This window comes from Streptomyces sp. NPDC003011 (genome assembly GCF_053591515.1).
In genome coordinates, this window is record NZ_JBSFTY010000025.1 from 44,180 (window position 1) to 71,053 (window position 26,874).

Here is a 26,874-nt window from a genome sequence, read left to right on the forward strand (position 1 = left end):
TTCACTCCCGGGGATAGACGAGTGCGGTCGTGCCGCTGATCTCCATGACGTCGACGGTCGTTCCCGGAGAGATCACCAGCGTCTCGTCGTAGGCGCGGGCCGTCCATTCCTCCCCGTCGATCCGGACCCTGCCGCCCAGGCCCGTCACCTCGGAGACGACATAGGCCGCTTTGCCGACCAGTGCCTCCACGCCGAATCTCTCCACCTGGGGCTGCAGGACGTGGCGCAGTGCGAGGGGACGCAAGAACAGCACGGTGGCTGTGGAGACGATGGTGAACACCAGGAATTGCAAGGGCAGCGGCAACCCGGCCGCCGCGAATCCCGCCGTGACCAGTGCGGCCGCTCCCAGCATGCCGAGCGCGGCGGTGAGCGTGAAGATCTCCGCCACGGCCAACACCCCGGCGACGATCAACCAGATCAGCCATGGATCCATTTCTGGCCCCTCCTGACCGGTACGGGTGCGCGAATGGCTGGACGATCACCCAAGGTCGCCGAACGGGACAATCACGTATCCCCGAGAAATGAGACGTCCGCCGGAAGCGCGGGGCTGCGTCGGCGAAATGATCCCCAGGGCGACTGCATCATCCCTTTAAGGTAACTTTACCCGCCCCGAGAAAATAGGACCCCCCTGCGCAGGACGAAGCGTGGGGCGCCGCGCGTTCCCGGCGCAGCGGACTTCAGGAGGCGGACGGCCGGCCCAGGATGTCCGCTGTGATGTCGGACAGAGTCTGTCCCGTCCCGAACGCGCGGGCCCGCATGAGGGCCAGGGCGTCCTCGGGAGCCACCCCCTGACGGGCGGCCAGCACGCCGATGGCGCGGAAGGTGTCGAACCAGTGGGCGCGGACGACCTCCGCGGGTTCCCAGTCGGGCGCCTTGTGTCCCTTGAGCAGCTTCGTGTGGACCGGCAGCAGGGCATCCGCCACCGCGTCCGCCACACCCTGTCCCTGCGCTGCGGCTTCCTCACTCAGAGCGCGAGGACGGCAACCGAGGACGTCCAGTGTGCCGAGGACGTAGTCGCCGAAGTACAAGGGATACGCGTACACCGCCCCGACCTCGGGCAACTGCTCCCGCATGGTCGCGCCGAACAGCGGCCAGGGGGTCGGTTGCCGGTGCAGGTCGTCCACCACCACGAGCTCGCCCTCGACGGCGGCGCTGATGCACGGGCCTTCGAGAACGGTGAACTGGATCTGCTCCAGCCGCAGTGCCATGTCGTCGGAGGCGGCCAGCAGTTGGCGAGACGGTGTGTCGGTGAGCAGCGCCAACGTCGCTCCGTCCGCGCCGAGGGCCTCGCACACCGCTGCGCACAGACGCCGCGGGAGCTCTGCGGGCACCGCCTGCGACGCGGCATCCGCCACCATCCGGGCCGCGTCCCGCTCATCCCGTGGCGCGCCATGCTCCCCGGCCGTCATCCGTGCTCCGGCCCGCCGTGCTGCCGGGCGGACACAGCGGAACAGGACGTACCGCCGGACGCGTCGCCGGAGGCGCCGGAGGCGTCACCGGTGGACGGCGCGCGGCCACGGAGGACGAGTACGGCATCGGCCTCACCCCTCAGCGGTTCAGGAGCAGGATGAGGATGCCCGTCGCCAGTGCGCTGATGAGCAGGGAACCGAGGCACCCCACGCGGTTGCTGAAGAAGAACATGCCTCCGACTACCCCGTCCACGCCGATCCGATCGCCTGCGGCCGGGACACCTGGCGAGAAAGCGAAGTCCAGCGTGTCCGTCCCGCCCGCGCGCCCGCGCGGATCAGCCGTGCCGTGCGGGCAGCCAGCGGTCGAGGTACGCGCGCAGTCCGGCCAGGTCCGCTCCGCGGGCGACGTAGCCGAGGTAGCCGTCAGGGCGTACGAGCGCCTGCGCCTCGGTCTGCCAGGGGCTCCTCCGGCCGAGGCGGTGCACGCCGATCAGGTCGTCCCGTCCGCCCACGACGGAGGCGAGCCGTTCATCCGGCCAGGTCGCCGGCGGCCCGGACAGGAGCAGGTGCCAGCCCGGCCCCGCGGTCCGCGCTTGGAGCCCGCGCGGCAGATCCGGCAGCCGGTCACCTGCCCGAGGACCGCGCCCCGGCCACCGGGAGCCCGCGACCGTGACGGGGCTGCGCCGATAGTGGACGGCCAGCTCCGACACCGTACGGAAGAGCCGCTTCCGTGGGCCGCTCGCGAGCAGCGCCAACGGGGCCAGACGGGGGGCGAGCCGGGCACGGGCGAGGCGGATGACGGGGTTGCCGCTGGTGCCGATCGTGAAGGCGCGGTCGGTGAACCGGCGCACGCCGCGGCCGACCGGGGCCCGCTCGGTCTCGTACGTCTCCAGCAACTCCTCCGGTGCCCTGCCCCGGCACACGAGGGCGAGCTTCCAGCCCAGATTGAGGGCGTCCTGGATGCCGGTGTTCATCCCCTGGGCGCCGGCGGGGCTGTGGATATGGGCCGCGTCCCCGGCGAGGAAGAAGGGTCCCGAGCGGTAGTGGACGGCGCCTCGGTTGTGGAGCCGGAACGCGGTCGTCCACACCGGGTCCCGCAGCTCCAGCCGGTCCGTGGTGTAGGTGTCGGCGACCTCCTGAAGGAGCCCCAGCGTCACCTCGGAGTCCGGGGCGCCCGGTGGCCGCACGGCGAGCATCCGCCAGGTGGCGGGCGAGCCGAGCGGGAAGAAGAACAGCATCCCGGACCCGGTCATGTACGTGTTCACGGCCCCGGGCTCCAGACCGTCGACCTCCAGATCGGCGAGCAGGTAGGTCTGCGGATAGGCGTAGCCCTGGAAGCCGATGCCCGCCTGCGCGCGTACCGTGCTGTGCGCGCCGTCGCAGCCCACGACGTAGCGGGCGTCCACGATCTCCTCCGGGCCGTCGCCGCGCCGGAGCCGACAGCGTACGGACGAGCCCGTGTCCTCCAGCCGCACCAGCTCCGTGCCGCGCTCCACGGCGACGTCCCGCCCCGCCAGGTACTCAGCCAGCACGCTCTCGGTCTCGGCCTGCGAGAGGAACAGCAGGAAGGGGTACGCGGTGTCGGCCAGCCCGATGTCGAACAACGGCATCCGCACCACCCGCCCCGGCAGCTGCATCCGCAGCCGCACCGCGGGGTTGCCGCGAGCCACCAGCTCATCGGTCACCCCGAAGCCGGCGAGCGCCTCCAGCGTGCGCGGCTGGATGCCCAGCGCGCGCGATTCGTGGACCCGGTCGAGGGAGCGGTCGACGATCCGGAAGGCAGCCCCATGGCCGCGCAGCTGCGCGGCGAGCGCGAGCCCCGTGGGTCCCGCACCGACCACCAGCACGTCCAGAGGCGGCGTCATGGACCCACGGTAGGGGGCGCTCGCCGACGGGGCCGTTTCCGACGGGGCGAGCTGTCCGGACCTCGCTTCGTCGACCCAGACGCAGCCGCCCCTGCCGAGGGCGATCTGGCCGATAGTGGCCTTGTCCCGCGGCCCCGAGGCAGGGCAGCGACCCCTTTGACGTCCAGATGACCTCAGACACTCTCGGCGATACTCTGACAATCAGGACAAGAGAACGCCCAGGTAATGGATCACTGGTGAACCTCTCCGGTAGCGTCAAGGTATGAGTCATCCACACCCCGAGCTGACCGCCGCCCCGCCCCTGCCGAAGGGAGGGCTGCGGGTCGTCGCGCTGGGCGGCCTCGGTGAGATCGGCCGCAACATGACAGTCTTCGAGCACGCCGGAAAGCTGCTCATCGTCGACTGCGGCGTGCTGTTCCCCGAGGAGAACCAGCCCGGCGTCGATGTGATCCTTCCCGACTTCACCTCGATCCGGGACCGCCTGGACGACATCGTCGCCGTAGTGCTCACCCACGGGCACGAGGACCACATCGGAGGCGTGCCGTATCTGCTGGGCGAGCGCTCCGACATCCCCGTCGTCGGTTCGAAGCTGACCCTGGCGTTCCTGGAGGCCAAGCTCAAGGAGCACGGCATCAGGCCGCGCACAGTGCGGGTACGCGAGGGCGACCGGCGCAAGTTCGGCCCCTTCGACTGCGAGTTCATCGCGGTCAACCACTCCATCCCGGACGGTCTCGCGGTCGCGATCCGCACCGCCGCCGGAATGGTGCTGCACACCGGCGACTTCAAGATGGACCAGTTCCCGCTGGACGACCGCATCACCGACCTGCGCGCCTTCGCCCGCCTGGGCGAGGAAGGCGTCGACCTCTTCCTCACCGACTCCACCAACGCCGAGGTCCCCGGATTCACCACCTCCGAGCGTGAACTGAACCCGGCGATCGAACAGGTGATGCGTACCGCCCCGCGCCGGGTGATCGTCTCCAGTTTCGCCAGCCATGTGCACCGGATCCAGCAGGTCCTGGACGCCGCGCACCAGCACGGCCGCAAGGTCGCCTTCGTGGGCCGCTCCATGGTCCGCAACATGGGCATCGCCCGCGACCTCGGGTACCTGAAGGTGCCGAGCGGCCTGGTCGTGAGTACCAAGGAACTGGAGAAGCTCCCCGACCACAAGATCACGCTGGTGTGCACCGGGTCCCAGGGCGAGCCGATGGCGGCGTTGTCCCGGATGGCCAACCGCGACCACGTGATCCGCGTCGGCAAGGGCGACACCGTCCTGCTCGCCAGCTCCCTCATCCCCGGCAACGAGAACGCCATCTACCGGGTGATCAACGGGCTGACCCGATGGGGCGCCAACGTCGTCCACAAGGGCAATGCCAAGGTGCACGTCTCCGGGCACGCCAGCGCCGGTGAGCTCGTCTACTGCTACAACATCGTCAAGCCCCGCAACGTCATGCCCGTGCACGGCGAGTGGCGCCACCTCCGGGCCAACGGCGACCTGGCCATCCGTACCGGCGTCGATCCCGAGCGGGTGGTCATCGCCGAGGACGGCGTCGTCGTCGACCTCGTCGACGGCCGGGCGACCATCACCGGCAAGGTGCCCGCGGGCAACGTGTACGTGGACGGCATGGAGGTCGGCGGCGCCACCGAGGCGTCCCTCAAGGACCGCCTCACCCTGGCCGAGGAAGGCGTCGTCACGGTGGTGGCGATCGTCGACGCGGACACCGGCGCCCTGGCCGAGACCCCCGACTTCCTGGCGCGCGGATTCGTCCACGACGACGCCACCTTCGAGCCGGTCATCCCCGTCATCGAGAAGACCCTGGCCACCGCGGCTCAGGAAGGCGTGGGCGACGCGCACCAGCTCGAACAGCTCATCGCCCGTGCCGTGGCGAACTGGGCGTTCCGGACCCACCGCCGCAGGCCCCTCATCATCCCCGTGATCATCGACGCCTGACCGGCCGGCCTGGTCTGGTCTGGCCCACGGCTGAACGGTGTCGCAACTGCACCTGGTTGCACCAGTACCAGCACCCACGCCTGTGCCTGCGCACGGCGTTGGGTGCCGGTGCCAGCACTTCCCGGAGGGTCAGATGGCCGGCGGCCAGCGGCCACCGAACCGTCCCCGGGCCGTGTACGGGCCGTGCACGGGCTATGCGGTGACCGTGGGACCCGTTGCCGCGGGGTCGGCTGCCATGAAGGTGTCCGCGTGCTCCGCGGCCCACTGGGCGAAGGCGCGGGCCGGGTGGCCGGTGACCTTCTCAACGGTGTCGAGGACCGTACGGCCCACTTCCGGGGTGTTCGCGTACACCTCGAGGAGGAAGCCGATCAGGTCCTCCGGCCGGCCCGCCGCCCGCCACTGCGCGACGGCCTGCTCCTCGGTCAGTTCGACCAGGGCGATCTCCCGGCCCCGGGCGGCGGCCATGGCCGCCACCTTGTCGCCGACGGTCAGCAGTTCGGGGCCGGTGATCACGTACTCCTGGCCCGCGTGCCCTTCCTCGGTGAGCGCGACCGCGGCGACGGCGCCGATGTCGCCCTCGTGGACCATGGCGCTCAGCCGGGCGACGAACGGTTCGCGGACTTCGTCCGAGGCCACGATCCCGTCCGCCCACTCCAGGGCGTTGGCCATGAACTCGACCGGCATGAGCACGGTCCAGTCCACACCGTCGTCGGCACGCACGACGTCCTCCAGCGGTGACGGCCCGCCGCCATGCAGCACGGTGACCCGGCGTACACCGGCCGTGCGGGCCAGCTCCAGAACCCGCGGGCCGGTCTCCAGCGGGGCGAAGTACGGGCCGCCGAAAGTGATCAGATGCAGGCCGGTGACGCCCTCGAGGGCCGGGGCCAGGCTGTCGGGTGCGGTCAGGTCGCCCTGGACGACCTCGACGCCTTCCGGGAAGGCGGCCCTCGACGCATCCCGGGTGAGGGCGCGGACCCCATGGCCGCGGGCGAGCAGTTCGGCGACGACCTGGCGGCCGACGGTTCCGGTGGCACCGGTGACAAGAATGTTCTGCGGCGTCTGAGTCATGCCACGACCGTAGGAGGGCTTGCGGTCAGGTTCTGTCCGCCCGGAGCATCTCCCCGGTCAGCGCGGCCCGGGGCGCAGGCGAGGGCCGCCCGTAGACGCCGGGGGTGGTGCGTGCGCCGAGTCCCGACGCCTCATCGCCGTCTTCTCATCGCCGTCTTCTCATCGCCGTCCTCTCATCGCCGTCCGCGGCTCGCCGCCAGGCCGAGCCCGACGACGGCGAGCACGACACGGTGATCACGAACCACGTGGGCATGATCCGCACCACCCGCCGGCGTGGGTGGGCGTCCTACTGTGTGCGGGACACCGCCCTCCATCCGACGAACGAGGAGCACCAGGCTGTGCAGGTCGAGATCCAGCCGGACGTACACGACACCGCCGCCCGGCTCGGGGCAGACGTTCCCTACGCGCTGAAGGCCCTGGCCGGCCAACTGGCCGACAACCCTGACATGGGCCGGCCGTCAGGACTGCCCGGCATCCTGAACGTGACGATCGACGGCGACATGTTCGACGACTGCCCCGACCTGTCCGTCGGCTACATCCGCGAGCCGGACCGGATCGAGATCCGGTTCCTGAGAGCGGCCCCCTCCACCGAGCCCTCCGCGCACGCCCGCGACGAGAAGCAGGAACCGGAGGGGAACCGAGAGCAGGAGCATAAGCAGAAGCAGGAGCAGCCTGTCGACCCTGCTGCCGCCGCGCTCACCGCACGGGAAGTCGCCGACGCCTGGCATCGCATCACCCGCTGGCTCCAGCATCATGCCCCCGACTCCTACGCCGCGCTCCGCGTCGGTGCCGGCCCCGCCGCCCTCGCCGCCCTGGAAGGTGACCTCGGCTTCCGGATACCCGTCGAACTGCGTGTCCTGTGGCTCCTGACCTCGGGTGACGACGGGGCCGGCGGCTGGGGCTGCCTGCCCGGCAACCGGGCCTTGATGTCCCTGGACGCCGTGACCGCCGCCTACCGCAGGAGGATGGACTCCCAGGCCCACGAGGACACCCTGAACGCCAACCGCCCCGAGTACGAGCGGATCACCGTGTGGAAACCGACCTGGATTCCGGTCGTCGCCCTCGGTCCGGCCGACCACACCTCGGGCCTGTACCTGGACGCCGCCACCGGCTACCTCGGCCCCTGGTCCCGCTACCAGGAGGCCCCCGGCGAAGAGCTCGACACACTGGTCACCTACCTGGAAGAGGCTGCCGACATGCTCGAAGCCCCGGCCCTGGCCACGCGGGACAAGCCCGGCCTCATCGGTGGGACGCTGGTGTGGCTCAGCAGTGTCGACCCCGCGCGGGAAGACCGGTGGCGACCCCTGACCGCCTGACCCGTTCGGACGGCCGGACAGCCGGACAGCCGGACAGCCGGGCGGCCGATGTCCGGGGAGCACTCCGCCGCCCGGCCCGCCGGACGGGTCAGCACGGGGCGGTCAACTCCCCAAAGGCATCGGGCAGATGGCTGTGTGCGGCGCCCAGGCGTGCGATCGCGGCCGTGGGAGGCGGTTCCACGCCCGCGCACCGGGCGAAGAACAGGCGGACGCTTCGTCCCGCTCGGCATGCTGCCCAGGGACCAGGGCGCCGGTCGTGACGAGCGAGGCCGTCGAATAATCCCGTGCCGTGCCGTCGGGGGAGGTGCAGACTCGTTCCATGGCGGACATGCGGGCGTTCCGGGACGAGGTGAGCGGCTGGGCAACCGGTGGTCCCGGCGGCTCGGCGAGTGATCTGGCTGTGCAATTGAGGGTGCGGACAGCGGTACTGCTCGAAGGGCCGAGCGACCTCGCCGCCGTCGAGGCGCTGGCCGCACGGCGCGGCCGGGACCTGGCCGCCGAGGGGGTGTGCGTCGTGCCGATGGGAGGAGCGATGAGCGTCGGCCGCTACGCCGGCCTGCTCGGGCCGTCGGGCCTCGGCCTGCGGCTGACCGGACTGTGCGACGAGGGCGAACAGCGCTTCTACGACCGCGGCCTGACACGGGCGCGAGCGTCACGCCGGGACATCTTCGTGTGCGTGACGGACCTGGAGGACGAGCTCATCCGCGCGCTCGGCACGGCTCGGGTCGAGGAGATCGTCCAGGCCGAGGGCGACCTGCGCCCCTGGCAGACCTTCCTGCACCAGCCCGCACACCACGGTCGGCCCCGGCACCAGCAGTTGCGGCGCTTCCTCGGCACGAAGAAGGGCCGCAAGATCCGTTACGGCCGCCTCCTCGTCGAGGCCCTCGGCCCCGAGCAGGCGCCCGCCCCGCTCGACGACCTCCTCGCCAGCCTGTGACATGGGCTACGGAGACACGGCGACGGCCGTGTGTGAGCGCGGAGCATTAATGAGTTGACCGGATGGTGCCGTCTGGGCAGGCTCCAGCCCTTACCTGGAAACAGGCTTCAGCCCGTGACATGCCTGGAAAACAGCCTTCTTGCCGGCGGACTGCCCTGGCCGATCGGCGGGTGGGACAGCGCGTCAGCGGATCGGAGATACCGCCCCATGACTTCTCACCTCCACGCGCTCTGCTTCGACGCACACGACCCGCCCCGTCTCGCGCGGTTCTGGGGCGGCCTCCTGGGCTGGGAGTCGGCCGACGGCTCCTCCGACGGCCTCGTGCTCCTGCCGAGTGACGACACCGGGTTCCGGATCAGATTTCTGCCGGCCCAGGAGCAGAAGACAGGACCGAACCAGATGCACTTCGATCTGACGAGCACGTCCCTCGACGACCAGCAGGAGGTTGTGGCGAGGGCGCTCGGACTCGGTGCCCGGCACATCGACATCGGTCAACTGCCGGAGGAGGGCCATGTGGTGCTCGCGGATCCCGAAGGCAACGAGTTCTGCGTCATCGGGCCGGACAACGAGTTCCTCGCCGACTGCGGGTTCATCGGCGCGCTCGCGTGCGACGGTTCGCAGGACGTCGGGTACTTCTGGAGCCGGGCGCTGGACTGGCCGTTGGTCTGGGACCAGGACCAGGAGACCGCGATCCGCTCGCCGCACGGCGGTCCGAAGATCACGTGGGGCGGTCCGCCGGTGAGCCCGAAGACCGGGAAGAACCGGCTCCATTTCGACCTCGCTCCCCCTGTCCACGGTGATCAGCAAGCGGAGGCCGACCGGCTCGTCTCCCTCGGGGCGACTCGGACCGACATCGGCCAGGGTGAGGTCGGTCGGGTGGTGATGGCCGATCCCGATGGCCAGGAGTTCTGTGTGCTGACCCCCCGATGACGGGACCGGCGCGGAGGCGGTGACGCCGAGAACCGCGCCGTCCGCGACGGCAACCACGGGTCGCTCTCACCTCGTGGTCGACCACGGCGAGCGCTGCCTCCGGCTCCGGCCACCGGCCACCGGCCACCGGCCACCGGCCACCGGCCACCGGCCAGGCTCATCCGGCCTGGGGTGCGGGGAATGCTGTCCGTCGGGATCAGAGCCGCTGCCGAAGGGCGAGCAGGGTTCCCCGGGGGCATAGTGCCGCCTTGACGGTGGGGTGAGCTGTTGCGGAAGCGGCCTGGTGATCGGCCCGTCACGGCCGTCTGACAGGCTGTGGCCATGACGGACATCCCCCTCTGGCGTCAGCCCACCCGCAGTGGCTGGCGCGTCGAGGCCGACGAAGCACGCACCCGCGTCGATGTGATCGACCCCGCCGGCCGCGTTCACGCGTCCGTCGCCACAGAGCCCGTCCAGTCCTTCACGGGCCGGTTCGCCTCGCGGATGAACGCGGACAAGAGCCGCGCCTTCGAGACGAACGGGCCGTCCTTGCCCGCCCCCGCCCGTGAACCCACGCCGATCTCCCTGCGGCCCCATGACGAGCACGCCTTCGTCAGCGACGGCGCGGCCAGTGGCCGCCGCCGGGACAAGACCGGTCGTGCTCTCGTGCGTGGCCGGCACTACTCATTCCTGCACACCGGCGGGAAGCGCGCCGAGGCCGTGCGGGACGGCACCCGCATCGCCTCCTTCCGCAGACACGGCTCCCGCCCGCACATCGGGCACGTCATCCGCGCCGACCACCACGTGCTGGATGAGACGGACGAACTGGTCCTGACCGTCTTCGAGAAGCTCCTCCGGCCAGGACGTCCCGGTGCCGTCTCCGACGCCTTCGCGAGTCTCGGCTGAACCGACGCCCCGGCGACGTTCCAGGAGCCCGCCGAACTCGCCCGCCGCCTCCCGCCCGTGCAGGAGATCGCCGACCGCTCTCACCGCCGCGTCCGCATCGCCCGGCCCCGCGGTGAGCCGACCCCCCGTCGACCGGCTCACCGGCCCCGGCGAGCTCTCCCCCTCCGCGCTCCTGACCATCGCGGTCGAGCTGGCCGTGGAAGACCCCTCCCCGCGCCGTGGGCGGCTTCCTGGGCGGTGCCAGGTCAGTCCTCGCGCTCCGGGTGCAGGCCCGGTCCGTTGCCGTGGCCGGCGAGCGGTGTCGGTGAGAGGTCCGTCTGTTCTTCGCCGGGCTCCAGGAGGGTGTCCGCGGCGCCGACGATCAGTGGATCGGGCTTCCCGACGACCACGTGATCCTTGGCCGGATAGTCACAGCGGTCGAGCAGGCTACGCATGGCTTCCAGCCGGCCACGCCGCTTGTCGTTGCTCTTCACCACGGTCCACGGAGCGTGCACGGTGTCCGTGGCCCGGAACATGTCGACTTTCGCGGTGGTGTAGTCGTCCCAGAGATCGAGGGAGGCGATATCGGTCGGCGAGAGTTTCCAGCGGCGTACGGGGTCGACCTGCCGGATGGCGAAACGGGTCCGCTGTTCCGACTGGGAGACGGAGAACCAGAACTTGATCAGCAGGATGCCGTCGTCGGTGAGCAGCCTCTCGAACATCGGCGCCTGCTCCAGGAAGTGCTGGTACTCGGCGTCCGTGCAGAAGTTCATCACGCGCTCGACACCCGCGCGGTTGTACCAGGAGCGGTCGAAGAAGACGATCTCCCCGCGCGCCGGCAGATGAGCGACGTAGCGCTGGAAGTACCACTGCCCGGCTTCCCGTTCGGTCGGCTTCTCCAGCGCCACCACGCGGGCGCCTCGGGGGTTCAGCCGCTCGGTGAATCTCTGGATGGTGCCACCCTTGCCGGCCGCGTCCCGGCCCTCGCAGAGCACGACTATCCGCTGCCCGGTCTCCCTCACCCAGCGCTGCATCTTCAGCAACTCGATCTGGAGGATCCGTTTGGCCTTCTCGTACTCGCCCCGGCGCAGTTTGCGGTCGTAGGGATAGTTCTCCCGCCACGTCTCCAGGGGACTGCCGTCGGCGTTGAGGAGGATCGGCCGCTCCGGACGCTGCTCGTTGACGCGCAGTCCGTCGAGCAGTTCCGTCTCCGCCCCGCCCTCGTCGGCCTCGCGCGCCTCCGCCACATCCTCGTGGTCAGTCATCACTACCGCCCTCCTTTGCCTCCCTCCCAGTTCCCGGGGGATCGCGGACGAACCTCGCGCGGCGACAGCGAGCTTGCGCACAGGTGCCGCCACCCCGGGGCGGGCTCGGCCGGCGGGCTGCCGCCGCGGCCGGCCCGCCCCCGTCCGCTGCGGCCGACAGCCCTGCTCAGGCCGCTCTAGAGGGCGTCCCAGACCTTGAAGTAGCCGATGTTGTCGTTCGCCCGGTCGCCCACGTATTCCGTGGCGTAGCCGTAGTAGTAGACCGGGTTGGGGTCGTCGTTGAGGGCGGCCATCTGCCCGTCGCAGTTGTTGTAGGTCTCGAACGAGGAGATCATGTAGCGCGACATTCCGGCGTCCAGGACGTAGCCCGACCGGTCGCAGGGGCCGTAGTCCCCGTACACGTGGGTCATGCCGCCGTCGAATCCGGCGTGCTGGTACCAGGTGATGAGCTTGGTTGCGGCGCTGCTGTTCATCGTCGCCGCCGTCGTCCTGTCGTCGGAACAGGTCCGGCTCTTCACCCGGGACACCTTCTCGCCCGGCTTCACCCGCTCCACGACCACGGAGCAGTACGGGCCTTCCGACGCCCGGAGACCGAGGCCGGGGCCGCTGCCGAGGTGACTGCCGAGGCCGACGGTGTGGCCGACCGTGGGGCCGGCCGTGGGGTCGGCCGTGTCGGACATGGCCGGCCCCACTGTCCCGGGTCAGGGCGATGTGTCAGCTCTTGCCGAGCATCTTGTTCATCTGTTCGATCTCGGCGGTCTGGGCCGTGATGACGTCGTCCGCGAGCTTCGTGGCGGGACCGTACGCGCCGTCCGCCTTCTCGGCCTTCGCCATCTCGACGGCACCCTCGTGGTGCTGGACCATCATCGTGAGGAACATCTCGTCGAACTCGGTGCCGGACGCCTTCTCCAGCTTGTCCATGTCCTCGCCGCTCATCATGCCGGGCATGGCGGACGACATGTCGTGGCCCATGCCGGACATGTCCTCGGGGACCTCCTCGCCCCACGCGGCGAGCCAGCCGGACATGATCCTGATCTCCGGATCCTGCGCGCCCTTGATCTTCGTGGCGAGGTCCTTGACCTCCTGCGAGGAAGCACGGCTGTCGGCCAGTTCGGCCATCGTGACGGCCTGGCGGTGGTGCTGGATCATCTCCGTGGCGAAGCCGACGTCGGCGTCGTTGTGCTCGCCGACCCCGGCCCCGGCGGAAGCCGAGGAGGGAGAGGAGGAGGCGGCGGACGGGCCGGCGGACTCGGAGGTCATCGCCCCCGCGTCGTGACCGCCGCTGTCGCTGTCGCCGCCGCACGCGGCCAGTGCCAGAGCGGCCACGCCGGCGGTGGTGGCGAGGGCGACACGACGGATGAGTCTGCGCTGTGCAGTCATGGTGGAGCTCCTGCGTTCTGATCTTCCGGATCTGCTGAAGGGCATGCCGAAGCACGGCGCCACACCCGAAGCGGTGGGTGGCGGCGTGCGGGCCGTTCTAGATCCGCAGGAGCTGGAGTTCGGAGAGTGAGGGCGGGGCTCTGCCACCGTCGGGCCCGCTGCCGCCCGGAGACGTCCGCACGTCCTGCGCCGGCCCGGCGCAGGACGCCACGTCGGGCTGCAGCACCGGCACCACCACGGGAGTCCCGGAGACGGAAGCGGAGGCGCAGGTCGGGTCCGCATGAGCCACGTGGCCCGAGCAGCCGCCCTCGCCGTGCCCGCACTCACCCGGCATCGACAGCACGACAGCCGCGTGCGCGGTCACCACCGTCCGGTCGTGTGCCGCCGGATCGTGGAGCGCGGGGACCGGCCCGAGGCCGTGCATCCCGAGCAGACCCAGCAGCAGAGCGGCCACGAGCAACCCACAGGACCGCGTCGTGCGGTGCGGTCGGGTGCGCTGTCCGGGGCGGGTCACGGCCACATCGTAAGCATGGATCAAGGGTTCCTCGCGTCACGGGCGCCACCGGAGCGGACACGGACGGCGATACACCCGGTCCCGTCGCCCGGAGACGACGAGCGGGCAGGCACCACGACGACCGCACGATCGTCTGCACCGACCGGGGCCGGGACCTGCTCACCGGCGCCCCGAAGATCGGGGCCCTCGCCGCCCTCTCCGTCTCGCCCGCGCGGTCTTCGCGGACAGCGCGCTGCCCTGACCCGCGCTCGTCTCCGTCCACGCGGCCGCGTCCACGACGCTCGGCAACCAGAGCGCGTTCTTCCAGCAGGACGTCAAGCGGCTGCCCGCCTGGTCGACGATCAACCAAGCGGGCCGCCTGCTGATGCCGGTGGCCGTCGCCGGACGCTCGGACCTCGCCCAGCAGGCACTGCTCTACCACCTCGCGGCGTACACGGTCACCAGCCTCGCGCCTTCGCCGTCGTCCGACGGCGGGTACGCCTGGCTCGCCGCCGCCCACACCGTGGTGTCCGTGGACCGGGCGGCTCGCGCCGTGGCGTACATCGCCACGGAGGTCTCACTCGGTCTGGGTCTGGCCGGTGGACCGGTCCTGGCCGCGCTGCGGCCTGACGGGCACCCAGCCCGCGCTGGCGCACGTCAGCACGCTGCCGGTCAGATGACGCCCACCAAGCAGGCGAGCACCAACCAAGCACCAACCGAGCGTGGAACACTCACGCCCGAACGGTGGGTGGCGCCGCTATCCGCCCTGACGTGAAGGCACCGTCACCGAGCGGATGTCCCTGTGTCCCTGCGCTGCCTGCCGGACCGTGAAGCCCCGCTGGAGACCGACCGCCCGGACCTCGGCTGCCGGAGCCCTGATCCCCGCACTCGACCAGACCAGAAGGATCAGCAGAGCAGTGCGCGGCGCCTGAACCGCCCTGCCGGGGGCCCGGGTTGCGGAGCCTTCGGCGTGTTCACTCTCCCGGCCGGCCGGACCGTGTGCCGCTCACCTCTTCGTCTCCGTCTGTTTCCTCCGGACGCCGGGCTTCGGCAGTACGTCGCCGGTCGAGCCGGGAGACCACCGGCCCCGCCGTGACGCCGTGCAGCACGACCGAGACCAGGACGGTGAACGTCACCACCGCCCACAACTCCCGCTCCGGCACCGGGAAGTCGTGCTGTCCGAACGCGTAGGCGAGGTAGTACAGCGAACCGATGCCCCGGATGCCGTAGGCCGCGACCACCCAGCGCTCCCGGCCCCGCACCCGGCCCCCGAGCAGCCCGGCCCACCCGGACAACGGCCGGATCACCAGCAGCACCACCAGCGCGGTGACGGCACCCCGCCAGGTCAGGGCGGACAGGCCGCCCAGCGCGATGAAGGCGCCCAGCAGGAACAGCACCGCCGCGGTGAACAGGCGCTCGATCTGCTCGACGAAGTCGTGCAGGACATTGTGGAAGCCGTGGGCACGCTCGGCCGCGCGGATCGTGCAGGCGGTGGTGAACACGGCGAGGAAGCCGTAGCCTCCCACCAGCTCGGTCGCCCCGTACGCCAGGAACGTGGCGCCCAGCGCGACGAAGCCCTCGCGGTGTTCGGACAGCCGCAGCGCCGGCGAACGGGGCCGGAAGAACAGCCAGCCCAGCAGCCGGCCGCTCAGCCATCCGCTCAGCACCCCGACGACACACTTGTAGACGAGGTCCTCCGCCACCCAGGCACCGACCCAGTCGGCCGACCAGCCGCTGCCCGCGGCAGCGGCCAGGGCCACGGCCGCGTACGTCAGAGGGAAGGCCAGCCCGTCGTTGAGGCCCGCCTCGCTGGTGAGGGCGAAGCGCACCTCGTCCTCATCGTGCTCGTCCTCGGTGGGCTCCCCCACCCGCACCTCGGAGGCGAGCACCGGATCGGTCGGCGCGAGGACGGCGGCCAGCAGCAAGGCGGCGGCGGGTGGCCAGTCCAGCAGCCACCACGCCACGAGCGCGGTGATCACCACGGTCAGCGGCATCGTGACGCCCAGCAGCCGCCAGGTGGTGGCCCATCGGCGCCGGCCGACGGGCCGGTTGAGCGCCAGCCCGGCGCCCATCAGCGCGATGAGCACGCCGATCTCGGTGACGTGCTCCGTCAGCAGCCGGTCATCCACCGGGTCGATCACCGGCAAGGGCAGGGGCAGCAGGTACACGCACATGCCGCCCATCAGGAAGACCAGGGGCAGCGACAGCGGTCGCCCGGCCACCACTCGGGGCAGCACTGCCGCGAGCAGCGCACCCACTCCCAACCACGCGAACACGGCATCGGCAATCGTCACTGAGCTGCGCCTGTCCTTCCGCCACACCACCGAGTGACCGCGCGCGTCCCGCACGAAGGGCGGCCGGTCATCACCACATTCCGCCTGCCCGCAGGTGACCGACGCGATCTTGGCCTCAGCCTGCGTACCCACTTCGGCGGTACGGCACTACCAGACGGACATCATGCCCATAACTTCACGTTCAGTGATAAAACTGCCCCAGGACGCTTCCCTGCCCCGGTCCTCGCAGGCCGTATCACCGCCGGCGGCGGCCGTACGTTCGCCGTTCGCCCCGCTTCCGCCGGTGCTCGGCCTTGGGCTGGACGTGCCCTCGGACCAGTCGGACGAGGCGGTACGGTGCACCGGCCGCTGCTGCCCCTCGACGTGACCGGCGTCCTGCCCGGCCGGCCGCTCCACGGGACTCGAAGTCGGCGCCCGTCCGGTCGATGTGTGCCAGGCGGCAGGCCGGGTCCCGGCCGCACAGCTCCAGCAGCGGCGTCAGCCGGGGCAGAGCCGACCCACAGGCGAGCCGGTGCCGCGGCGCCCTCTCCCTCCCGCGTCCGGCAGGCCGCCCGGACGCGGGACCGGGACCGGGCGATTGCACCTCGCGGATACGGGCACTCCGACACCGTCACCAGCGGGCGATGTCAGGAAGGACTGTGATGGGGGCACGGCGATCCACGGCGGCACAGACAGTGAGACACGTTGCCCGCTCCAGCCCCTTCTCGGAAGTGCCCCGGGCCCTGTGCCAAACGGTGTGCGAGTCCATGGCCGTGGACGGGGTGACCTTCTCCCTGCTGACGGACACGCCCTCGCGGCAGTTGCTGTGCGCCTCCGACGCGACGGCTCTCCGTCTGGAGGAGGTCCAGTTCACCGTCGCGGAAGGCCCCTGCATCACCGCCGCGGCGGACGGCATTCCGGTCCTGATGGAAGACCTGGACGAGGATTCCACCCGCTGGCCCTTCTTCAGCGCGGCCATGAGCGAGCAACTCCCGGAAGTGAAAGCCGTCTACGCCTTTCCCCTGCATCTGGGTGAGGAGACGCTCGGGTCCATGGATCTCTTCCGATGCGACAAAGGCGGCCTGGACGCCCGTGCCGTACAGGAGAGCCAGCACGTCGCCGACGCCGTGGTCGAATCCCTGCTCTCGACGCTCACCGAGCTGCTCACCGGCAACGCGCCCCCGGCCTGGGAGCCGGCGGACGTCATCCGGTCCCACTGGTCCTCGACGCACCAGGCCATCGGGGTCGTCGCCGCACGCCTCGACATCAGCATCAGCGACGCGCTCGCCCGCATGCGCGCGGAGGCCTTCCGCACCGGAGAGACGCTGGCCGAGGTCACCGCGACTGTCCTGAACCACCGCCCACGCGCGTAGGCCCGCTCGCCGGCGCGGCGAAGAGCGACCCGTGCCCGGAACCTTTCGCTCCGCCGGCCGGCCGGCCGCGAACGCCCCCACCATGTCCCTCGTGCCGGGAGGAGGTCGGTGGACGGCGGCAAGGTCGCTGGACGGCGGCCGGCTCCGTCCTCGCAGCAGCGGTGCACGCGACGGCGCCAGGCGGCGGGCCGGGCGGGCAACTCCTCGTCTCCCGGCGGCCGGTGGGGCACCAGGTCGGTCGCACAGCGAGTGGGGTCCGGCCCGCCGGGGTGTCGCGTCCGTCGAGGACCGGGCGGCGGAGCCCGGCCCGCCCTCCGAACTGCGACGACTCGGTGTCACGGAGTGTGTCATGGAGAGTGTCACGGAGCCCTGCAACCAGGTCGCTCCGACCGCTGCCGACCGGCTGCCGACCGGGAGGGCGCGGCGGTCACGCGACGGATGGGCATGGTTTTGCCCCGGCCTGCTGAAGATGCGAACCGTCTTGTTTGACCGCAGGATGACAGGGCAAGCGCATGTCGTGCTTCGGACCGAAGGCGCGCCAGCGGAAGTGGTATGCCGCGGTGGCCGTTGACCGGCGGACCGGCAGCACCGCTTCCCGCGGTCACCACCAGCCCGTACCGTGCAGGAGCGATCTCACATGCCCACTGATGTGTCGACGAATCCTTCGGCCGACCTCGTCCCCGGCAAGAACCCCACGAAGCGCCCGCATGACGATGCGCCGGACACCGCTCAGGATTTCGCGCGGCTGGCCGCGTTGAGCGAGGGGCCCGAGCGCGACGCCGTGCGCGACGAACTGGTCGAGGCCTGGCTGCCCATGGCCCACCGCATAGCGAGCCGGTTCCGCGACCGGGGAGAAACGGTCCAGGACCTCCGTCAGGTCGCCGCGCTGGGACTCGTGAAGGCGGTCGACCGCTTCGACCCCGAGCGCGGCGCGTTCGAAAGCTACGCCGTGCCGACCATCACCGGCGAGATCAAGCGCCACTTCCGCGACCGTATGTGGGCGTTGAAAGTTCCCCGGCGGGTGCAGGAACTGAGGAGCGCGGTGCGGAACGCGCGCCGCGAACTCACCCAGAACCCCGGTTCCCCCGAACCCTCGGCCGCCGAGATCGCCGTCCACACCGGCCTCACCGAAGAGCAGGTCAGCGACGGGCTGGAAGCGCTGGACAGCTTCAGCACCCTGTCCCTCGACGCCGAGCAGGTCCCCGGGAACGACGGGTACAGCCTGGCCGACACGCTCGGAGCGCCCGACACCGCGTTCGACACCGTCGTGGACCGCGAAGCGGTCAAACACGGACTGCTCCGCCTGCCCGAGCGCGAACGAGCCATCCTGTACATGCGGTTCTTCGAGGACATGACCCAAAGTCGCATCGCCGACCGGCTGGGCATCTCCCAGATGCATGTCTCCCGGCTCATCAACAGCAGCTGCGCCCGGGTACGGGCCGAGGCGCTCGGTGAATCCGCGCCCCGGGGCCGTGGCGGGCGGGCCGAGCCCGCCTGACGTTCCACCCCGCTCTCGCCGAGAACCACCCTCCCGCCTGTCTGCCGGTCATGGGCCGGGCCAGGACTCCGTATGACCAAGGAGGACGACCATGTTGATGCCGCACCCCGAGACGCTGCGCAAGCTCGTCGAGGAGTACGAAGCGCTCACAGCGCAGCAATCCGTGGACGGCTTGGGCGAGTTGAGCCGACGGATGCAGGATCTGGCCTACACGCTGTGCGTCTCGACCGGCACCCGTGAGGTGCACTCGGCCCTGGCCGCCGCCCACCGTCAACTCGCGGCCTCCACCGACGGTGGCCTGGCCGTCTCCCCGGGCCAGGCCGCTCCGGACGGACGTGTTTACGCATGACACCGCCCGTCATGCATGACACTGCGTGACACCGCTGGCCGGAAAGGCGCCGGCGACCGACACCGTCACCGCCCCTCCTCCCGAGGCGGACGACGTCGTCCTTCCGCCGGCGCCATGCGCGACCTTCGGGCTAACCGGCCCGGTTCCACCGCTCCAGCCGGCCGCTCCGGTCGTCGAATCGCGTCCTAACCGGCCCGGTTCCACCGCTCCAGCCAGCCGCTCCGGTCGTCGAAACGCGTCCGCAGCGCCTCCACGAGACGGTCGGCACCGTCCTGGACGACGCCCTCCCGGAACTCCGCGGCGATCTGCGGGGCGGTGACCTGGCCGACGGTCAGGCACCAGTGCCACCAGCGTTCCAGCTCGCCTCGGTCCAGCCGCTCCCCCGGCACCAGCGCGGGCCAGTCGCAGGCACGTGCCTGCGCGGTCACCTTCGCTCCGCCCTCGACCGGGTCGACGGCCAGCGCCGGAACGCCCGTGCGCAGCGCGAGGAGCAGCCCGTGCAACCGGTCGGTGACGACGAGGTCCAGTCGGGCGAGCACGGACTCGAGCTGGGCGGGCGTCGCGCACAGGCGCCAGTCGCGTGTGTCGAGTCGGGTGTCGAGCTCCAGGCGGGCGCAGTCCTTCTCCGCCAGCCAGTCCGTGACCTGCTCGGCGACCTGCTCGTGCAGCCGCTGCCGCCCGTACTCGTGCTGACCGTACGTGAGGACCACCCCGACGACCGGCCGGGGCGGCAGGGCAGGAGCCCGGGCGGCCAGGTCCCGGCCGGGCTCGACCTGCGGGGCGTCCCGTGCCAGCACGCGGTGGAAGCCGGTGACGGCGGGGCTGTCCAGGGCGACGACGGAGGTCCCGACCGCGATGCGCACACAGTGTGCGAACCGCCGGTGCAGCTCCTCGATCTGTCCTCCGTGCAGCGGGCCGCACACGAACACCAGGTGGGAGTACTCCTCGGGCCGCACGTCGTCCAAGTGCAGGGCCTTGGGGCGAAAACCCGGACTCCAGGCGACGTCGTAGGGGATGTCCGCACGCTCCAGCACGTCCCGGACCCGGTCCAGGGCCAGCTCGTCCCCGGCGGTCACCTCTCCGTGCAGGAAGCTGAACCACCCGGTCAGCAGCAGTTTCCGGTGTGCTTCCGGGCGCGCTCCCGACCAGGTCTCGTACACAGTGCGACCGGGTTCCCGACGACGCGGGAAGCATGCGCGGGCGCGGCGTATCCCACTCGACCGGGGGATCAGCAGGCAAGCGCCAAGAGCCGGGCGACCGGAGAGGAGGCGCTGAGGGAGGCGGCGTACCGCTACCGTCGTGACGTCGACGCGGAGGCGGGCGACTTCTCGCTCCCCTCGGGCGCGTGTCCGTTGCGCAGCATGCGCAGCACCGCCTGCTCGACGGGGCCCTGGGTGGCGGGGACGCCGTACACGCCCTCGGCACCGAGGTGAGGGAGCGCGTCGGCGATCGTCACGCCCTCCTCGTACAACTCGATCACCCGCGGGTTGATGTACGAGGCGCGGCAGACCGCGGGTGTGTTGCCGAGATACCCGGCCACCTCGCGCGCCGCCCGGGCGATGGCCCGGCGACGGGCGGTCTCGCTGCGCGCGACGGGTTGCGAGACGGCCAGTGCCACGGCGGCCATCACGGTGGCGTGCCAGGTCCGGAAGTCCTTGGCGGTGATCTCCAGGCCGGCCAGTTCCTTGAGGTACGCGTTGACGTCATCGCCGGTCACGGCGTGCCAGGCGCGCTGCTCCCAGTAGGCCAGGAGCCGGCCGTCGCCCCCTCGGCGCCGCAGCAGCGCGGTGAGGCAGCGGCAGGCGGCGGGGTCCGCGATGGTCTGGACGATCTCCTTGCCGTGCTTGCCGGTGTAGGTGAACAGGACCGCACCGGCATGGCAGCGGGAATGTTCGCGGAGCAGCGTGGTGAGACCGTAGCTGTTGTTCAATTCGGTGTAGCGGTCGCTGCCGATACGGAAGAAGCCGAGGTCGAGCAGCCGTACGGCGGTGGCCAGAACGCGCTGCCGGGTCAGTCCGCGGTCCCGCAGATGCCTCTCGACCGCTTCCCGTACCGCGGGCAGGGCCTCGGCCACGTCGAGTACGTGCTCGTGCTTGGCCTGCTCCTGCTCCGCACGGAACTGCGGGTGGTACAGGTACTGACGGCGTCCGGCGGCGTCGGTGCCGACGGCCTGCAGGTGCCCGTTGGCCCGGGTGCAGATCCACACGTCGCGCCAGGCCGGCGGTATGACCAGCTGCCGGATCCGCGCCAGCTGAGCCGGATCGCGCAGCGGCTTCCCCCGGGCGTCGAGGTAACGAAAGCCGCGGCCATGGCGCAGGCGGCGGTACCCGGGGTCGGTAGGACGGCTGTGGTGAAGACGCATCCAACCTCCTTGAACTCACCTGGTGCGGTGAAATGGCCGGCTCATCCGGGCGCTGGCAGTCCAGTACCCAGTCCGCCGCGAGGTTTTCCTTGTCATGACTCGTCCGTCGGGGCGATAAATCCGGGGCTGCCGACTCGCCGGACCTCGCGTCGGGTACCGATCGGGTCACTGTCCGCGTCAGACGGGAGACCGAAATGGCCGACCTCAGCCCTATTGACCTGCAGAAGGCGCTCAAGGGAGCCGACTACCCGACCAGTCGCGACGACTTGGTTTCACTGGCCAAGCGCAATGGCGCCGACGAGAACGTCGTGCAGAAACTCTCCGACTCGGGAACGGACCGGTTCGACGGTCCCAACGACGTACAGAAGGCCGTCTTCGGCAACGAATAAGCCCCGCGCCGCATCACTGCTGGTGCACGCTCACGCTCATCAGCGGCGATCCACGGAATGCGGGGAGCGAGGGCGAAGACCTCGCAGGGAAAGCCATTGCCGAGCAGCCTGCTCGGCAATGGCTTTCGTGCGGGCGGCGGCTTCGGGGCGGGCGAATGGGGTGCGTGGCAGGCGGATGACTTCGGTGGCGGGCGAATCGGGTGTGTGGCAGGCGGATGACTTCGGTGGCGGGCGCATGGGGTGAGAGCTGGCGCCGGACACCGTGAGGGTGGGGCGGCGGTGTCGTCAGCGCTGCCCGCTGACCGCCTCCTCTTCGCCGTGCCCCTGCCAGGGCCGCGCAAGCCCGACGAGGGCGACCCCTGCCGCGGCCACGGCGATCAGCATGATGAGCGCCATCGGCAGCGAGCTGTCCTCGCCGAAGAGGCCGACCAGCGGTGAGGCGAAGGCTCCGAAGAGGAACTGCAGGCCGCCGAGGAGCGCGGAAGCGGCGCCGGGGGCCGCCCGGCCCACCGCCTGACCGATGCTCATGCCTCCCGGGAAGACCAGGCCGACGCCGCCGACGGTCACGAACAGCGTGATCCAGGTGCCCACCAGGGTCTCCCCGACGAACACGACCAGCAGCACCTGGGCCAGCGCGCCGAGGAGCGACACGCCGACACCGACGGTGAGGAGCGTGTTCAGGCGCACCCTCCCGGCCAGCCGGGAGAAGACCGCCCCCGCGATCAGCATGCCGACTGCGTTGGTGGCGAAGATGAGGGAGTACGTCGTCGAGGAGACCCCGTGCAGGTTCTCGAAGACGAAGCTGGAGCCGCTGATGTAGGCGAACAGCGCCGCCGAGACGAGGGCGATGACCAGGACGTACCCCATGAACGCCCGGCGGCCGAGCAGCGAGCCCATCGCGCGGAACGTGCTCGCGAACCCGCCGCCGTGGCGTCGCTCGGGCGGCAGGGACTCCGGCACCGCCCGCACCACGGCGAGCAGCAGCAGAGCACCGAACACGGCCAGTACCGCGAAGACCGCGCGCCAGGTGGACACGCTCAGGATCGCCCCGCCGAGCACCGGCGCGGCGATCGGCGCCACGCCCATGACCTGGGAGAGCACCGCGAAGTAGCGCGGCAGTTCGGCGCCGTGGAAGCGGTCGGTGAGGACGGCCCGGCCCAGCACCATGCCCGCCGCGCCGGCCACGCCCTGCAGGAAGCGGGCGACGGTGAGGAGGGCCACGTTCGGGGCGATCACGCAGACGAGGGAGAACAGGACGAAGCCGATCGTGCCGGATATGAGCAGCCGGCGCCTGCCGAGTCCGTCGCTGAGCGGACCGATCACCAGCTGCCCGACGACGAGTCCCGCCAGGAACGCGGTCATGGTCAGCTGCACGGCGGAACTGCTCGCGCCGAGCGCGTCGCCCATGGCGGGGAAGCCCGGCACGTACATGTCGGTGGCGAGCGGGGCCACGGCGGTCAGGGCGCCGAGGACGGCGACCAGGACCAGGGCGGCCCGGCGGGGAGGGGAGGCGGGAGCGGTGGGCTCGGCCTCGCCGGTGGTGCGCGAGGGGGCCGGGTGAGAGGGGGACGGCGATACCATGGGTTCAACGGTAACCGATAGTTCACTGGTGAACAAATATGGGAGCGAGCCGCATGTCCCCCGCCGACATCCGCGCACAGTGGGCCGCACACAACCCCGGCCTGGACACCTCACCCATGGAGCTGGTGGCCCTCCTCAAGCGCGCTACGGGCCTGCTCGACCGCACCGTCGAGCCTCTCTACGACGGCGCCCCCCTCACCGCGCCAGAGGTCGACATGCTCATCCCTCTGCGCCACGCCACTGACCCGGTCATCGCCCGTCGCCTCGCCGCGAACCTGGGCCTGTCCCGCGCGGGTGTCAGCAAGACCCTCGCCAAGCTGGAGAAGCGCGGATTCATCGCCCGCACCCCCAATCCCGCCGACCGCCGCGCCGCCCTGGTCACCGTCACGGAGGCCGGCGCCAAGGCCGTCGACGACCTCTTCCCTCGCCAACTCGCCGCCGAGGTCGAGCTGTTGGCGGGCCTGGGCGACGACCGCGCGTGGGTCCTCCAAGCGCTGGGGCGTCTGGTCGAGGCGATGGAGGAGCGGGCGGGGCGGGACTGAGCGCGGGCCAGTGGCTGGCGCTGGGGCGGTGGCGCTCTCGCGTGAGCGATGAGCTCGGGCGGCGGATCGCGTCTGCCCTGGCATGAAGCGATGAGTTCGGGCGGCGGATCGGGTCTGCCCTGCCATGACTCGCATCATCGCTGACATCTCGTTCTGCCTCGACGGCTTCGTCACCGGGCCCGAGTCCAGCCCGGACACCGGCCTGGGCACCGGCGGCGAGACCCGGCACACCCGCGCGTTGTCCGACGACCCCGACGACCCCCTTGTCCCACGCGACGCGACCGCCCGCTCGGGCGCCGTCGTCCTCACGGGCGGCGACGCCACGATCGGCTCGGCGCTCGACGCCGACCTGGTCGACGCGCTGACGCTGTGCCCCGCGCCCGTCGTGCCGGGTGCCGGGACGCCACAGTTCACCGGCGGAGCGCCGCGCACGCTGGTGCAGCGGAACGTGATCTCGGCATCGACCGCGACACACCTGACCTACGACGTTCCTGGGGTGATCCGATGACCACTGTCAACGCCAATGAGATCGCCTTGGGCATCGAGTCGTTCGGCGACGACGACGCGCCACTCGTCCTGCTCGCGGGCGGGACGACGATGCTCTCCTGGCCCGACGCGCTGTGCGAGCGCCTCGCCACCGGCGGGCGCCGCGTGGTGCGCTACGACCTGCGCGACAGCGGGGAGTCGACGACGGCGAACCCGCAGGCGCCCGCCTACACCCTGCGCGACCTCGCCGCCGATGCGGCGGCCCTTGCCGACGCGCTCGGCGGCGGGCCCGCGCACCTCGCGGGGATCGGCGTCGGCGGGATGGTCGCCCAGGTGGCCGTGCTCGACCATCCAGGGGCGTTCTCGGCGCTCACCCTGGTCGGCACCCGCGCGGTGGCGCCCGGCCCGCCCGACGACGACCTCCCCGACCATGACCAAGCGACGATGAGCCGGCTGTTCACGCGCCCGATGCCCAAGTGGACCGACCGCGAGGCGGTTGCGGAGTTCGCCGCCGCCGGCGCGGAGATCCACGGCGACGACCCCGTCGCCGCGCGCGCGATCGCCGCGCGCATCTGGGACCGCACGCCCGGCACCGCACCCCCGGTCCAGATGGCCAACCAGATGGGCATGGTGTTCTCCAAGCTCGACTGCAAACCCCGCTGGCGCGAGCGCCTGCCCGAGATCAAGGTCCCCACGCTCGTTGTCCACGGCCGCCGCAACCGGTTCTTCCCCGTCGGCAACGGCGAAGCGATCGCGCGCGAGATCCCCGGGGCACGGCTGCTCGTCCTCAAGGAGGCCGCCACCGCGATCCCCGAGGCGGCGGTCGGCAAGGTCACCGAGGCGATGCTCATGCTCGGATAGAGGACGGCGCCCGGGGGTAAGGAACAAGCCCGGGTCAAGGAACAAGCTGAGACCCCGCTGGACCGCGCCGCAGGCGGCCCCCTGCGGTCACCCGCGCCGTGGTGCGGCTGGTTCCGGGCAGCCCAGGTAGTGGCCCGCCGCGGCGTGCTGATCCGCGCGCCACGGTCGTCCGCAGCTCGGCGAGGTCGACTCCGGTGGTGGAGGTGAGGAGTTCGACACCCTGGACGACGTGGTCGGCGACGGTCCTCGACCACTGGCCCGCGCCGTCCGTCGAGATCACCGTCATCCTGCCGAAGGCGCTGAGCGGCTCGGACGCCTTGGCGACGACGCTCCTCGGCGACCTGCCCGGCGTACGCCGCCCGGTCGGAGATGATGTCCTCCACCGACATGCGGCCGACGACGGCCCTGAGCGCGCCGGACAGCAGCCTTTACGCCCTTTTGCTGCGCGGCCCACGCGTCTGCGGACCCGTCCCGAGCCGCGGACCGCGTCCCGTACCGCAACCCGCGGCCCGCGGCCGAGGAACGCGGCCGGGAAGCGCGGTCGGCCCCGGCGGCCCGCGGCCGAGGAACGCGGCCGGGGAGACGGTCGCCCGATGGGGCGGTGTCGAGGGCGAGGACAGGCCAGGCCAGGCCAGGCCCCCGCGCGGTGCGCTGCCTTGGCCCGCTCCGCCTGCTACCGGCTACCGCCTACCAGGGCCGGGAGCCGGGGGTCGGGAACCGGGGGCCGGCGTCTGCGTCCGCCAGGGCGATCTCGGGCCTCTCCCCCTGAAGACGGGCCCCGACGGTCCGTGATCGGCCGCGTCTTCGGGTGGCGTCGCCGGTTCATGACCGCGGGGGGTTGCCCATCTCCGCGGTGAACACCACCGGGTCGCTGTCGAACCCGCGGATCATCTCGTGGAACTCCCACCTGCCGGAGGCGTCCTTGGCGAACTCCGCGACCGTCGTGGCAGTGGACCCGGCGACTTGCGCGAAGTCGTCCTTCAGGAGTTCCTTGTAGCCCTCGAGGACCACTACGCCCGCGTTGGACAGGTCGCCGAACGTCTTGGGGCCGTCGTCGCTCTGATGGATCGCCACCCCTACGACCACCCGAGCGAAGGAGGGCGCCAGGCGATCGAGTTCCAGCATCATCGCCTCGACGAAGCCGAAGCCCTGACCGGTCTGGCTGTGCCGGCTCATGTTGATGGTGCCGTCCGGCGAGCGGCTGTCGAAGTGGACGACGTACACCGGCTGTCCGTAGGGGTCGTCCGATGAATACGCCGTAGCGATGATGTCGAGGTGATGAGGCGGCTCGTTCCAGTCGCTCGGGTCCCACTTGAGCTTGACCTCGACCTTGCCGAGTCCTCTGCTGACGCTGCCCACTGGCCGTTTCCTCTCCCGCACCCTGCCACCACGGGATGATTCCCCGCTCTGGCAAGTATGTCTCCCCGCCACCGTGTTGAAGCCACCTGATCGTCGCGCGTGCTCGCGTACGGCCTGTCACTCACGCTGTGGCACTCCGTGGCGATCAGCTCCAGATGGTCCGAGTCCGCCGGCTCGAACAGTTGGAGGTGGAGACGGGTGGCGCCTGCCTCGGCGAATCTGCTGACGCTGTCGACGACTTCGGACAGCGTGCCGGAGATACGGCTCTTGATGAAGGGCCTGCCTTCGGGGCCGAGGCCTCGGCCGACCGCCGCAGCCTGGCCCGC

The 26,874-nt window shown here is 71.1% G+C and carries 25 protein-coding genes and 2 pseudogenes; 13 read left to right on the forward strand and 14 right to left on the reverse strand.

Features of this window, described 5'->3' with window-relative positions; all coding sequences use genetic code 11:
* Window position 1 precedes the first annotated feature (1 nt).
* The 3 genes from ACWD0J_RS15215 to ACWD0J_RS15225 all read right to left on the reverse strand — a co-directional run bounded on the left by ACWD0J_RS15215 (window position 2) and on the right by ACWD0J_RS15225 (window position 3,274).
* Window positions 2-433: an NfeD family protein gene (locus ACWD0J_RS15215; protein WP_451496260.1), complete on the reverse strand. Its 432-nt coding sequence runs from the start codon at window positions 431-433 to the stop codon at window positions 2-4.
* Window positions 434-677: 244 nt separating this feature from the next.
* Window positions 678-1,409, reverse strand: coding sequence for a GAF and ANTAR domain-containing protein (locus tag ACWD0J_RS15220; protein ID WP_451496261.1), 732 nt, complete (start codon window positions 1,407-1,409; stop codon window positions 678-680).
* 335 nt (window positions 1,410-1,744) lie between these two features.
* Window positions 1,745-3,274, reverse strand: a complete 1,530-nt coding sequence (locus ACWD0J_RS15225) for an FAD-dependent monooxygenase (RefSeq protein WP_451496262.1) — start codon at window positions 3,272-3,274, stop codon at window positions 1,745-1,747.
* Between the two features lie 262 nt (window positions 3,275-3,536).
* Here ACWD0J_RS15225 and ACWD0J_RS15230 point away from each other — a divergent pair, with 262 nt between their 5' ends.
* A complete protein-coding gene (locus ACWD0J_RS15230) occupies window positions 3,537-5,222 on the forward strand; it encodes a ribonuclease J (protein WP_451496263.1) in 1,686 nt (561 codons plus the stop codon).
* A 192-nt stretch (window positions 5,223-5,414) separates the two neighbouring features.
* On the opposite strand, the gene ACWD0J_RS15235 is transcribed toward ACWD0J_RS15230, so the two are convergent.
* Window positions 5,415-6,290, reverse strand: a complete 876-nt coding sequence (locus ACWD0J_RS15235; protein WP_451496264.1) for an NAD(P)H-binding protein — start codon at window positions 6,288-6,290, stop codon at window positions 5,415-5,417.
* 230 nt (window positions 6,291-6,520) lie between these two features.
* On the opposite strand from ACWD0J_RS15235, the gene ACWD0J_RS15240 reads away from it, so the two are divergent.
* From ACWD0J_RS15240 to ACWD0J_RS15255, 4 genes are all read left to right on the forward strand, one after another.
* Entirely contained in the window at window positions 6,521-7,606 is a 1,086-nt protein-coding gene (locus ACWD0J_RS15240) for a hypothetical protein (protein ID WP_451496265.1), read from the forward strand.
* 319 nt (window positions 7,607-7,925) lie between these two features.
* The gene (locus tag ACWD0J_RS15245) at window positions 7,926-8,543 is read left to right on the forward strand and encodes a TOPRIM nucleotidyl transferase/hydrolase domain-containing protein (RefSeq protein ID WP_451496266.1); all 618 of its coding nucleotides are present in this window, start codon (window positions 7,926-7,928) and stop codon (window positions 8,541-8,543) included.
* 207 nt (window positions 8,544-8,750) lie between these two features.
* Window positions 8,751-9,473, forward strand: a complete 723-nt coding sequence (locus tag ACWD0J_RS15250; RefSeq protein WP_451496267.1) for a VOC family protein — start codon at window positions 8,751-8,753, stop codon at window positions 9,471-9,473.
* Window positions 9,474-9,794: 321 nt separating this feature from the next.
* Window positions 9,795-10,358, forward strand: coding sequence for a hypothetical protein (locus ACWD0J_RS15255; RefSeq protein WP_451496268.1), 564 nt, complete (start codon window positions 9,795-9,797; stop codon window positions 10,356-10,358).
* A gap of 245 nt (window positions 10,359-10,603) precedes the next feature.
* Here ACWD0J_RS15255 and ppk2 read toward each other — a convergent pair whose 3' ends face one another.
* The 4 genes from ppk2 to ACWD0J_RS15275 all read right to left on the reverse strand — a co-directional run bounded on the left by ppk2 (window position 10,604) and on the right by ACWD0J_RS15275 (window position 13,496).
* Entirely contained in the window at window positions 10,604-11,602 is a 999-nt protein-coding gene (gene ppk2, locus ACWD0J_RS15260; RefSeq protein ID WP_451496269.1) for a polyphosphate kinase 2, read from the reverse strand.
* 176 nt (window positions 11,603-11,778) lie between these two features.
* Window positions 11,779-12,282: a hypothetical protein gene (locus ACWD0J_RS15265; RefSeq protein ID WP_451496270.1), complete on the reverse strand. Its 504-nt coding sequence runs from the start codon at window positions 12,280-12,282 to the stop codon at window positions 11,779-11,781.
* A 34-nt stretch (window positions 12,283-12,316) separates the two neighbouring features.
* Window positions 12,317-12,982, reverse strand: a complete 666-nt coding sequence (locus ACWD0J_RS15270; RefSeq protein WP_451496271.1) for a DUF305 domain-containing protein — start codon at window positions 12,980-12,982, stop codon at window positions 12,317-12,319.
* A 97-nt stretch (window positions 12,983-13,079) separates the two neighbouring features.
* Window positions 13,080-13,496: a DUF6153 family protein gene (locus ACWD0J_RS15275; RefSeq protein WP_451496272.1), complete on the reverse strand. Its 417-nt coding sequence runs from the start codon at window positions 13,494-13,496 to the stop codon at window positions 13,080-13,082.
* Between the two features lie 310 nt (window positions 13,497-13,806).
* On the opposite strand from ACWD0J_RS15275, the pseudogene ACWD0J_RS15280 reads away from it, so the two are divergent.
* Window positions 13,807-14,250: pseudogene (locus tag ACWD0J_RS15280) on the forward strand (hypothetical protein); the annotation flags it as partial.
* Window positions 14,251-14,449: 199 nt separating this feature from the next.
* Here the strand turns inward: ACWD0J_RS15280 and ACWD0J_RS15285 are convergent.
* Entirely contained in the window at window positions 14,450-15,769 is a 1,320-nt protein-coding gene (locus ACWD0J_RS15285) for a cation:proton antiporter (protein ID WP_451496273.1), read from the reverse strand.
* A 641-nt stretch (window positions 15,770-16,410) separates the two neighbouring features.
* On the opposite strand from ACWD0J_RS15285, the gene ACWD0J_RS15290 reads away from it, so the two are divergent.
* The 3 genes from ACWD0J_RS15290 (at window position 16,411) to ACWD0J_RS15300 (ending at window position 18,968) form a co-directional block, all read left to right on the forward strand.
* Entirely contained in the window at window positions 16,411-17,121 is a 711-nt protein-coding gene (locus ACWD0J_RS15290) for a GAF domain-containing protein (RefSeq protein WP_451496274.1), read from the forward strand.
* Window positions 17,122-17,758: 637 nt separating this feature from the next.
* Window positions 17,759-18,619, forward strand: coding sequence for a SigB/SigF/SigG family RNA polymerase sigma factor (locus ACWD0J_RS15295; protein ID WP_451496275.1), 861 nt, complete (start codon window positions 17,759-17,761; stop codon window positions 18,617-18,619).
* Between the two features lie 91 nt (window positions 18,620-18,710).
* Window positions 18,711-18,968, forward strand: a complete 258-nt coding sequence (locus tag ACWD0J_RS15300) for a DUF5133 domain-containing protein (RefSeq protein ID WP_451496276.1) — start codon at window positions 18,711-18,713, stop codon at window positions 18,966-18,968.
* Between the two features lie 185 nt (window positions 18,969-19,153).
* Here the strand turns inward: ACWD0J_RS15300 and ACWD0J_RS15305 are convergent, their stop codons facing one another.
* Together ACWD0J_RS15305 and ACWD0J_RS15310 are read right to left on the reverse strand one after the other, a co-directional pair.
* Entirely contained in the window at window positions 19,154-20,128 is a 975-nt protein-coding gene (locus tag ACWD0J_RS15305) for a polysaccharide pyruvyl transferase family protein (RefSeq protein ID WP_451496277.1), read from the reverse strand.
* Window positions 20,129-20,259: 131 nt separating this feature from the next.
* Window positions 20,260-21,330, reverse strand: coding sequence for a DNA topoisomerase IB (locus ACWD0J_RS15310; RefSeq protein WP_451496278.1), 1,071 nt, complete (start codon window positions 21,328-21,330; stop codon window positions 20,260-20,262).
* A gap of 194 nt (window positions 21,331-21,524) precedes the next feature.
* On the opposite strand from ACWD0J_RS15310, the gene ACWD0J_RS15315 reads away from it, so the two are divergent.
* Window positions 21,525-21,719 carry a DUF2795 domain-containing protein gene (locus ACWD0J_RS15315; protein ID WP_451496279.1) on the forward strand — a complete coding sequence of 65 codons (195 nt, stop codon included), beginning with the start codon at window positions 21,525-21,527 and terminating at the stop codon, window positions 21,717-21,719.
* Between the two features lie 285 nt (window positions 21,720-22,004).
* Here the strand turns inward: ACWD0J_RS15315 and ACWD0J_RS15320 are convergent, their stop codons facing one another.
* Window positions 22,005-23,300 carry a multidrug effflux MFS transporter gene (locus ACWD0J_RS15320; RefSeq protein ID WP_451496280.1) on the reverse strand — a complete coding sequence of 432 codons (1,296 nt, stop codon included), beginning with the start codon at window positions 23,298-23,300 and terminating at the stop codon, window positions 22,005-22,007.
* Window positions 23,301-23,353: 53 nt separating this feature from the next.
* Between ACWD0J_RS15320 and ACWD0J_RS15325 the strand changes: the two genes are divergently transcribed.
* From ACWD0J_RS15325 to ACWD0J_RS15335, 3 genes are all read left to right on the forward strand, one after another.
* Entirely contained in the window at window positions 23,354-23,842 is a 489-nt protein-coding gene (locus ACWD0J_RS15325; protein ID WP_451496281.1) for a MarR family winged helix-turn-helix transcriptional regulator, read from the forward strand.
* A gap of 124 nt (window positions 23,843-23,966) precedes the next feature.
* Window positions 23,967-24,350, forward strand: a complete 384-nt coding sequence (locus tag ACWD0J_RS15330) for a hypothetical protein (protein ID WP_451496282.1) — start codon at window positions 23,967-23,969, stop codon at window positions 24,348-24,350.
* Window positions 24,347-25,189, forward strand: a complete 843-nt coding sequence (locus ACWD0J_RS15335) for an alpha/beta fold hydrolase (RefSeq protein ID WP_451496283.1) — start codon at window positions 24,347-24,349, stop codon at window positions 25,187-25,189. Before ACWD0J_RS15330 ends, ACWD0J_RS15335 begins: the two co-directional genes overlap by 4 nt.
* Before the next feature lie 34 nt (window positions 25,190-25,223).
* On the opposite strand, the pseudogene ACWD0J_RS15340 reads toward ACWD0J_RS15335, so the two are convergent.
* Window positions 25,224-25,520, reverse strand: a pseudogene (locus tag ACWD0J_RS15340) (hypothetical protein); the annotation flags it as partial.
* Between the two features lie 491 nt (window positions 25,521-26,011).
* A complete protein-coding gene (locus tag ACWD0J_RS15345) occupies window positions 26,012-26,548 on the reverse strand; it encodes a TerD family protein (RefSeq protein WP_451496284.1) in 537 nt (178 codons plus the stop codon).
* Window positions 26,549-26,874: the final 326 nt, after the last annotated feature.

Coding starts and splice junctions, on each gene's coding strand:
- ACWD0J_RS15245 (WP_451496266.1), top strand. CDS start 7,926: ATGGCGGACATGCGGGCGTTCCGGGACGAGGTGAGCGGCTGGGCAACC.
- ACWD0J_RS15235 (WP_451496264.1), bottom strand. CDS start 6,290: ATGACTCAGACGCCGCAGAACATTCTTGTCACCGGTGCCACCGGAACC.
- ACWD0J_RS15270 (WP_451496271.1), bottom strand. CDS start 12,982: ATGACTGCACAGCGCAGACTCATCCGTCGTGTCGCCCTCGCCACCACC.
- ACWD0J_RS15330 (WP_451496282.1), top strand. CDS start 23,967: ATGACTCGCATCATCGCTGACATCTCGTTCTGCCTCGACGGCTTCGTC.
- ACWD0J_RS15220 (WP_451496261.1), bottom strand. CDS start 1,409: ATGACGGCCGGGGAGCATGGCGCGCCACGGGATGAGCGGGACGCGGCC.
- ACWD0J_RS15335 (WP_451496283.1), top strand. CDS start 24,347: ATGACCACTGTCAACGCCAATGAGATCGCCTTGGGCATCGAGTCGTTC.
- ACWD0J_RS15290 (WP_451496274.1), top strand. CDS start 16,411: ATGGGGGCACGGCGATCCACGGCGGCACAGACAGTGAGACACGTTGCC.
- ACWD0J_RS15315 (WP_451496279.1), top strand. CDS start 21,525: ATGGCCGACCTCAGCCCTATTGACCTGCAGAAGGCGCTCAAGGGAGCC.
- ACWD0J_RS15230 (WP_451496263.1), top strand. CDS start 3,537: ATGAGTCATCCACACCCCGAGCTGACCGCCGCCCCGCCCCTGCCGAAG.
- ACWD0J_RS15300 (WP_451496276.1), top strand. CDS start 18,711: ATGTTGATGCCGCACCCCGAGACGCTGCGCAAGCTCGTCGAGGAGTAC.
- ACWD0J_RS15225 (WP_451496262.1), bottom strand. CDS start 3,274: ATGACGCCGCCTCTGGACGTGCTGGTGGTCGGTGCGGGACCCACGGGG.
- ppk2 (WP_451496269.1), bottom strand. CDS start 11,602: ATGACTGACCACGAGGATGTGGCGGAGGCGCGCGAGGCCGACGAGGGC.
- ACWD0J_RS15215 (WP_451496260.1), bottom strand. CDS start 433: ATGGATCCATGGCTGATCTGGTTGATCGTCGCCGGGGTGTTGGCCGTG.
- ACWD0J_RS15265 (WP_451496270.1), bottom strand. CDS start 12,282: ATGTCCGACACGGCCGACCCCACGGCCGGCCCCACGGTCGGCCACACC.
- ACWD0J_RS15295 (WP_451496275.1), top strand. CDS start 17,759: ATGCCCACTGATGTGTCGACGAATCCTTCGGCCGACCTCGTCCCCGGC.
- ACWD0J_RS15325 (WP_451496281.1), top strand. CDS start 23,354: ATGTCCCCCGCCGACATCCGCGCACAGTGGGCCGCACACAACCCCGGC.
- ACWD0J_RS15250 (WP_451496267.1), top strand. CDS start 8,751: ATGACTTCTCACCTCCACGCGCTCTGCTTCGACGCACACGACCCGCCC.
- ACWD0J_RS15310 (WP_451496278.1), bottom strand. CDS start 21,330: ATGCGTCTTCACCACAGCCGTCCTACCGACCCCGGGTACCGCCGCCTG.
- ACWD0J_RS15320 (WP_451496280.1), bottom strand. CDS start 23,300: ATGGTATCGCCGTCCCCCTCTCACCCGGCCCCCTCGCGCACCACCGGC.
- ACWD0J_RS15255 (WP_451496268.1), top strand. CDS start 9,795: ATGACGGACATCCCCCTCTGGCGTCAGCCCACCCGCAGTGGCTGGCGC.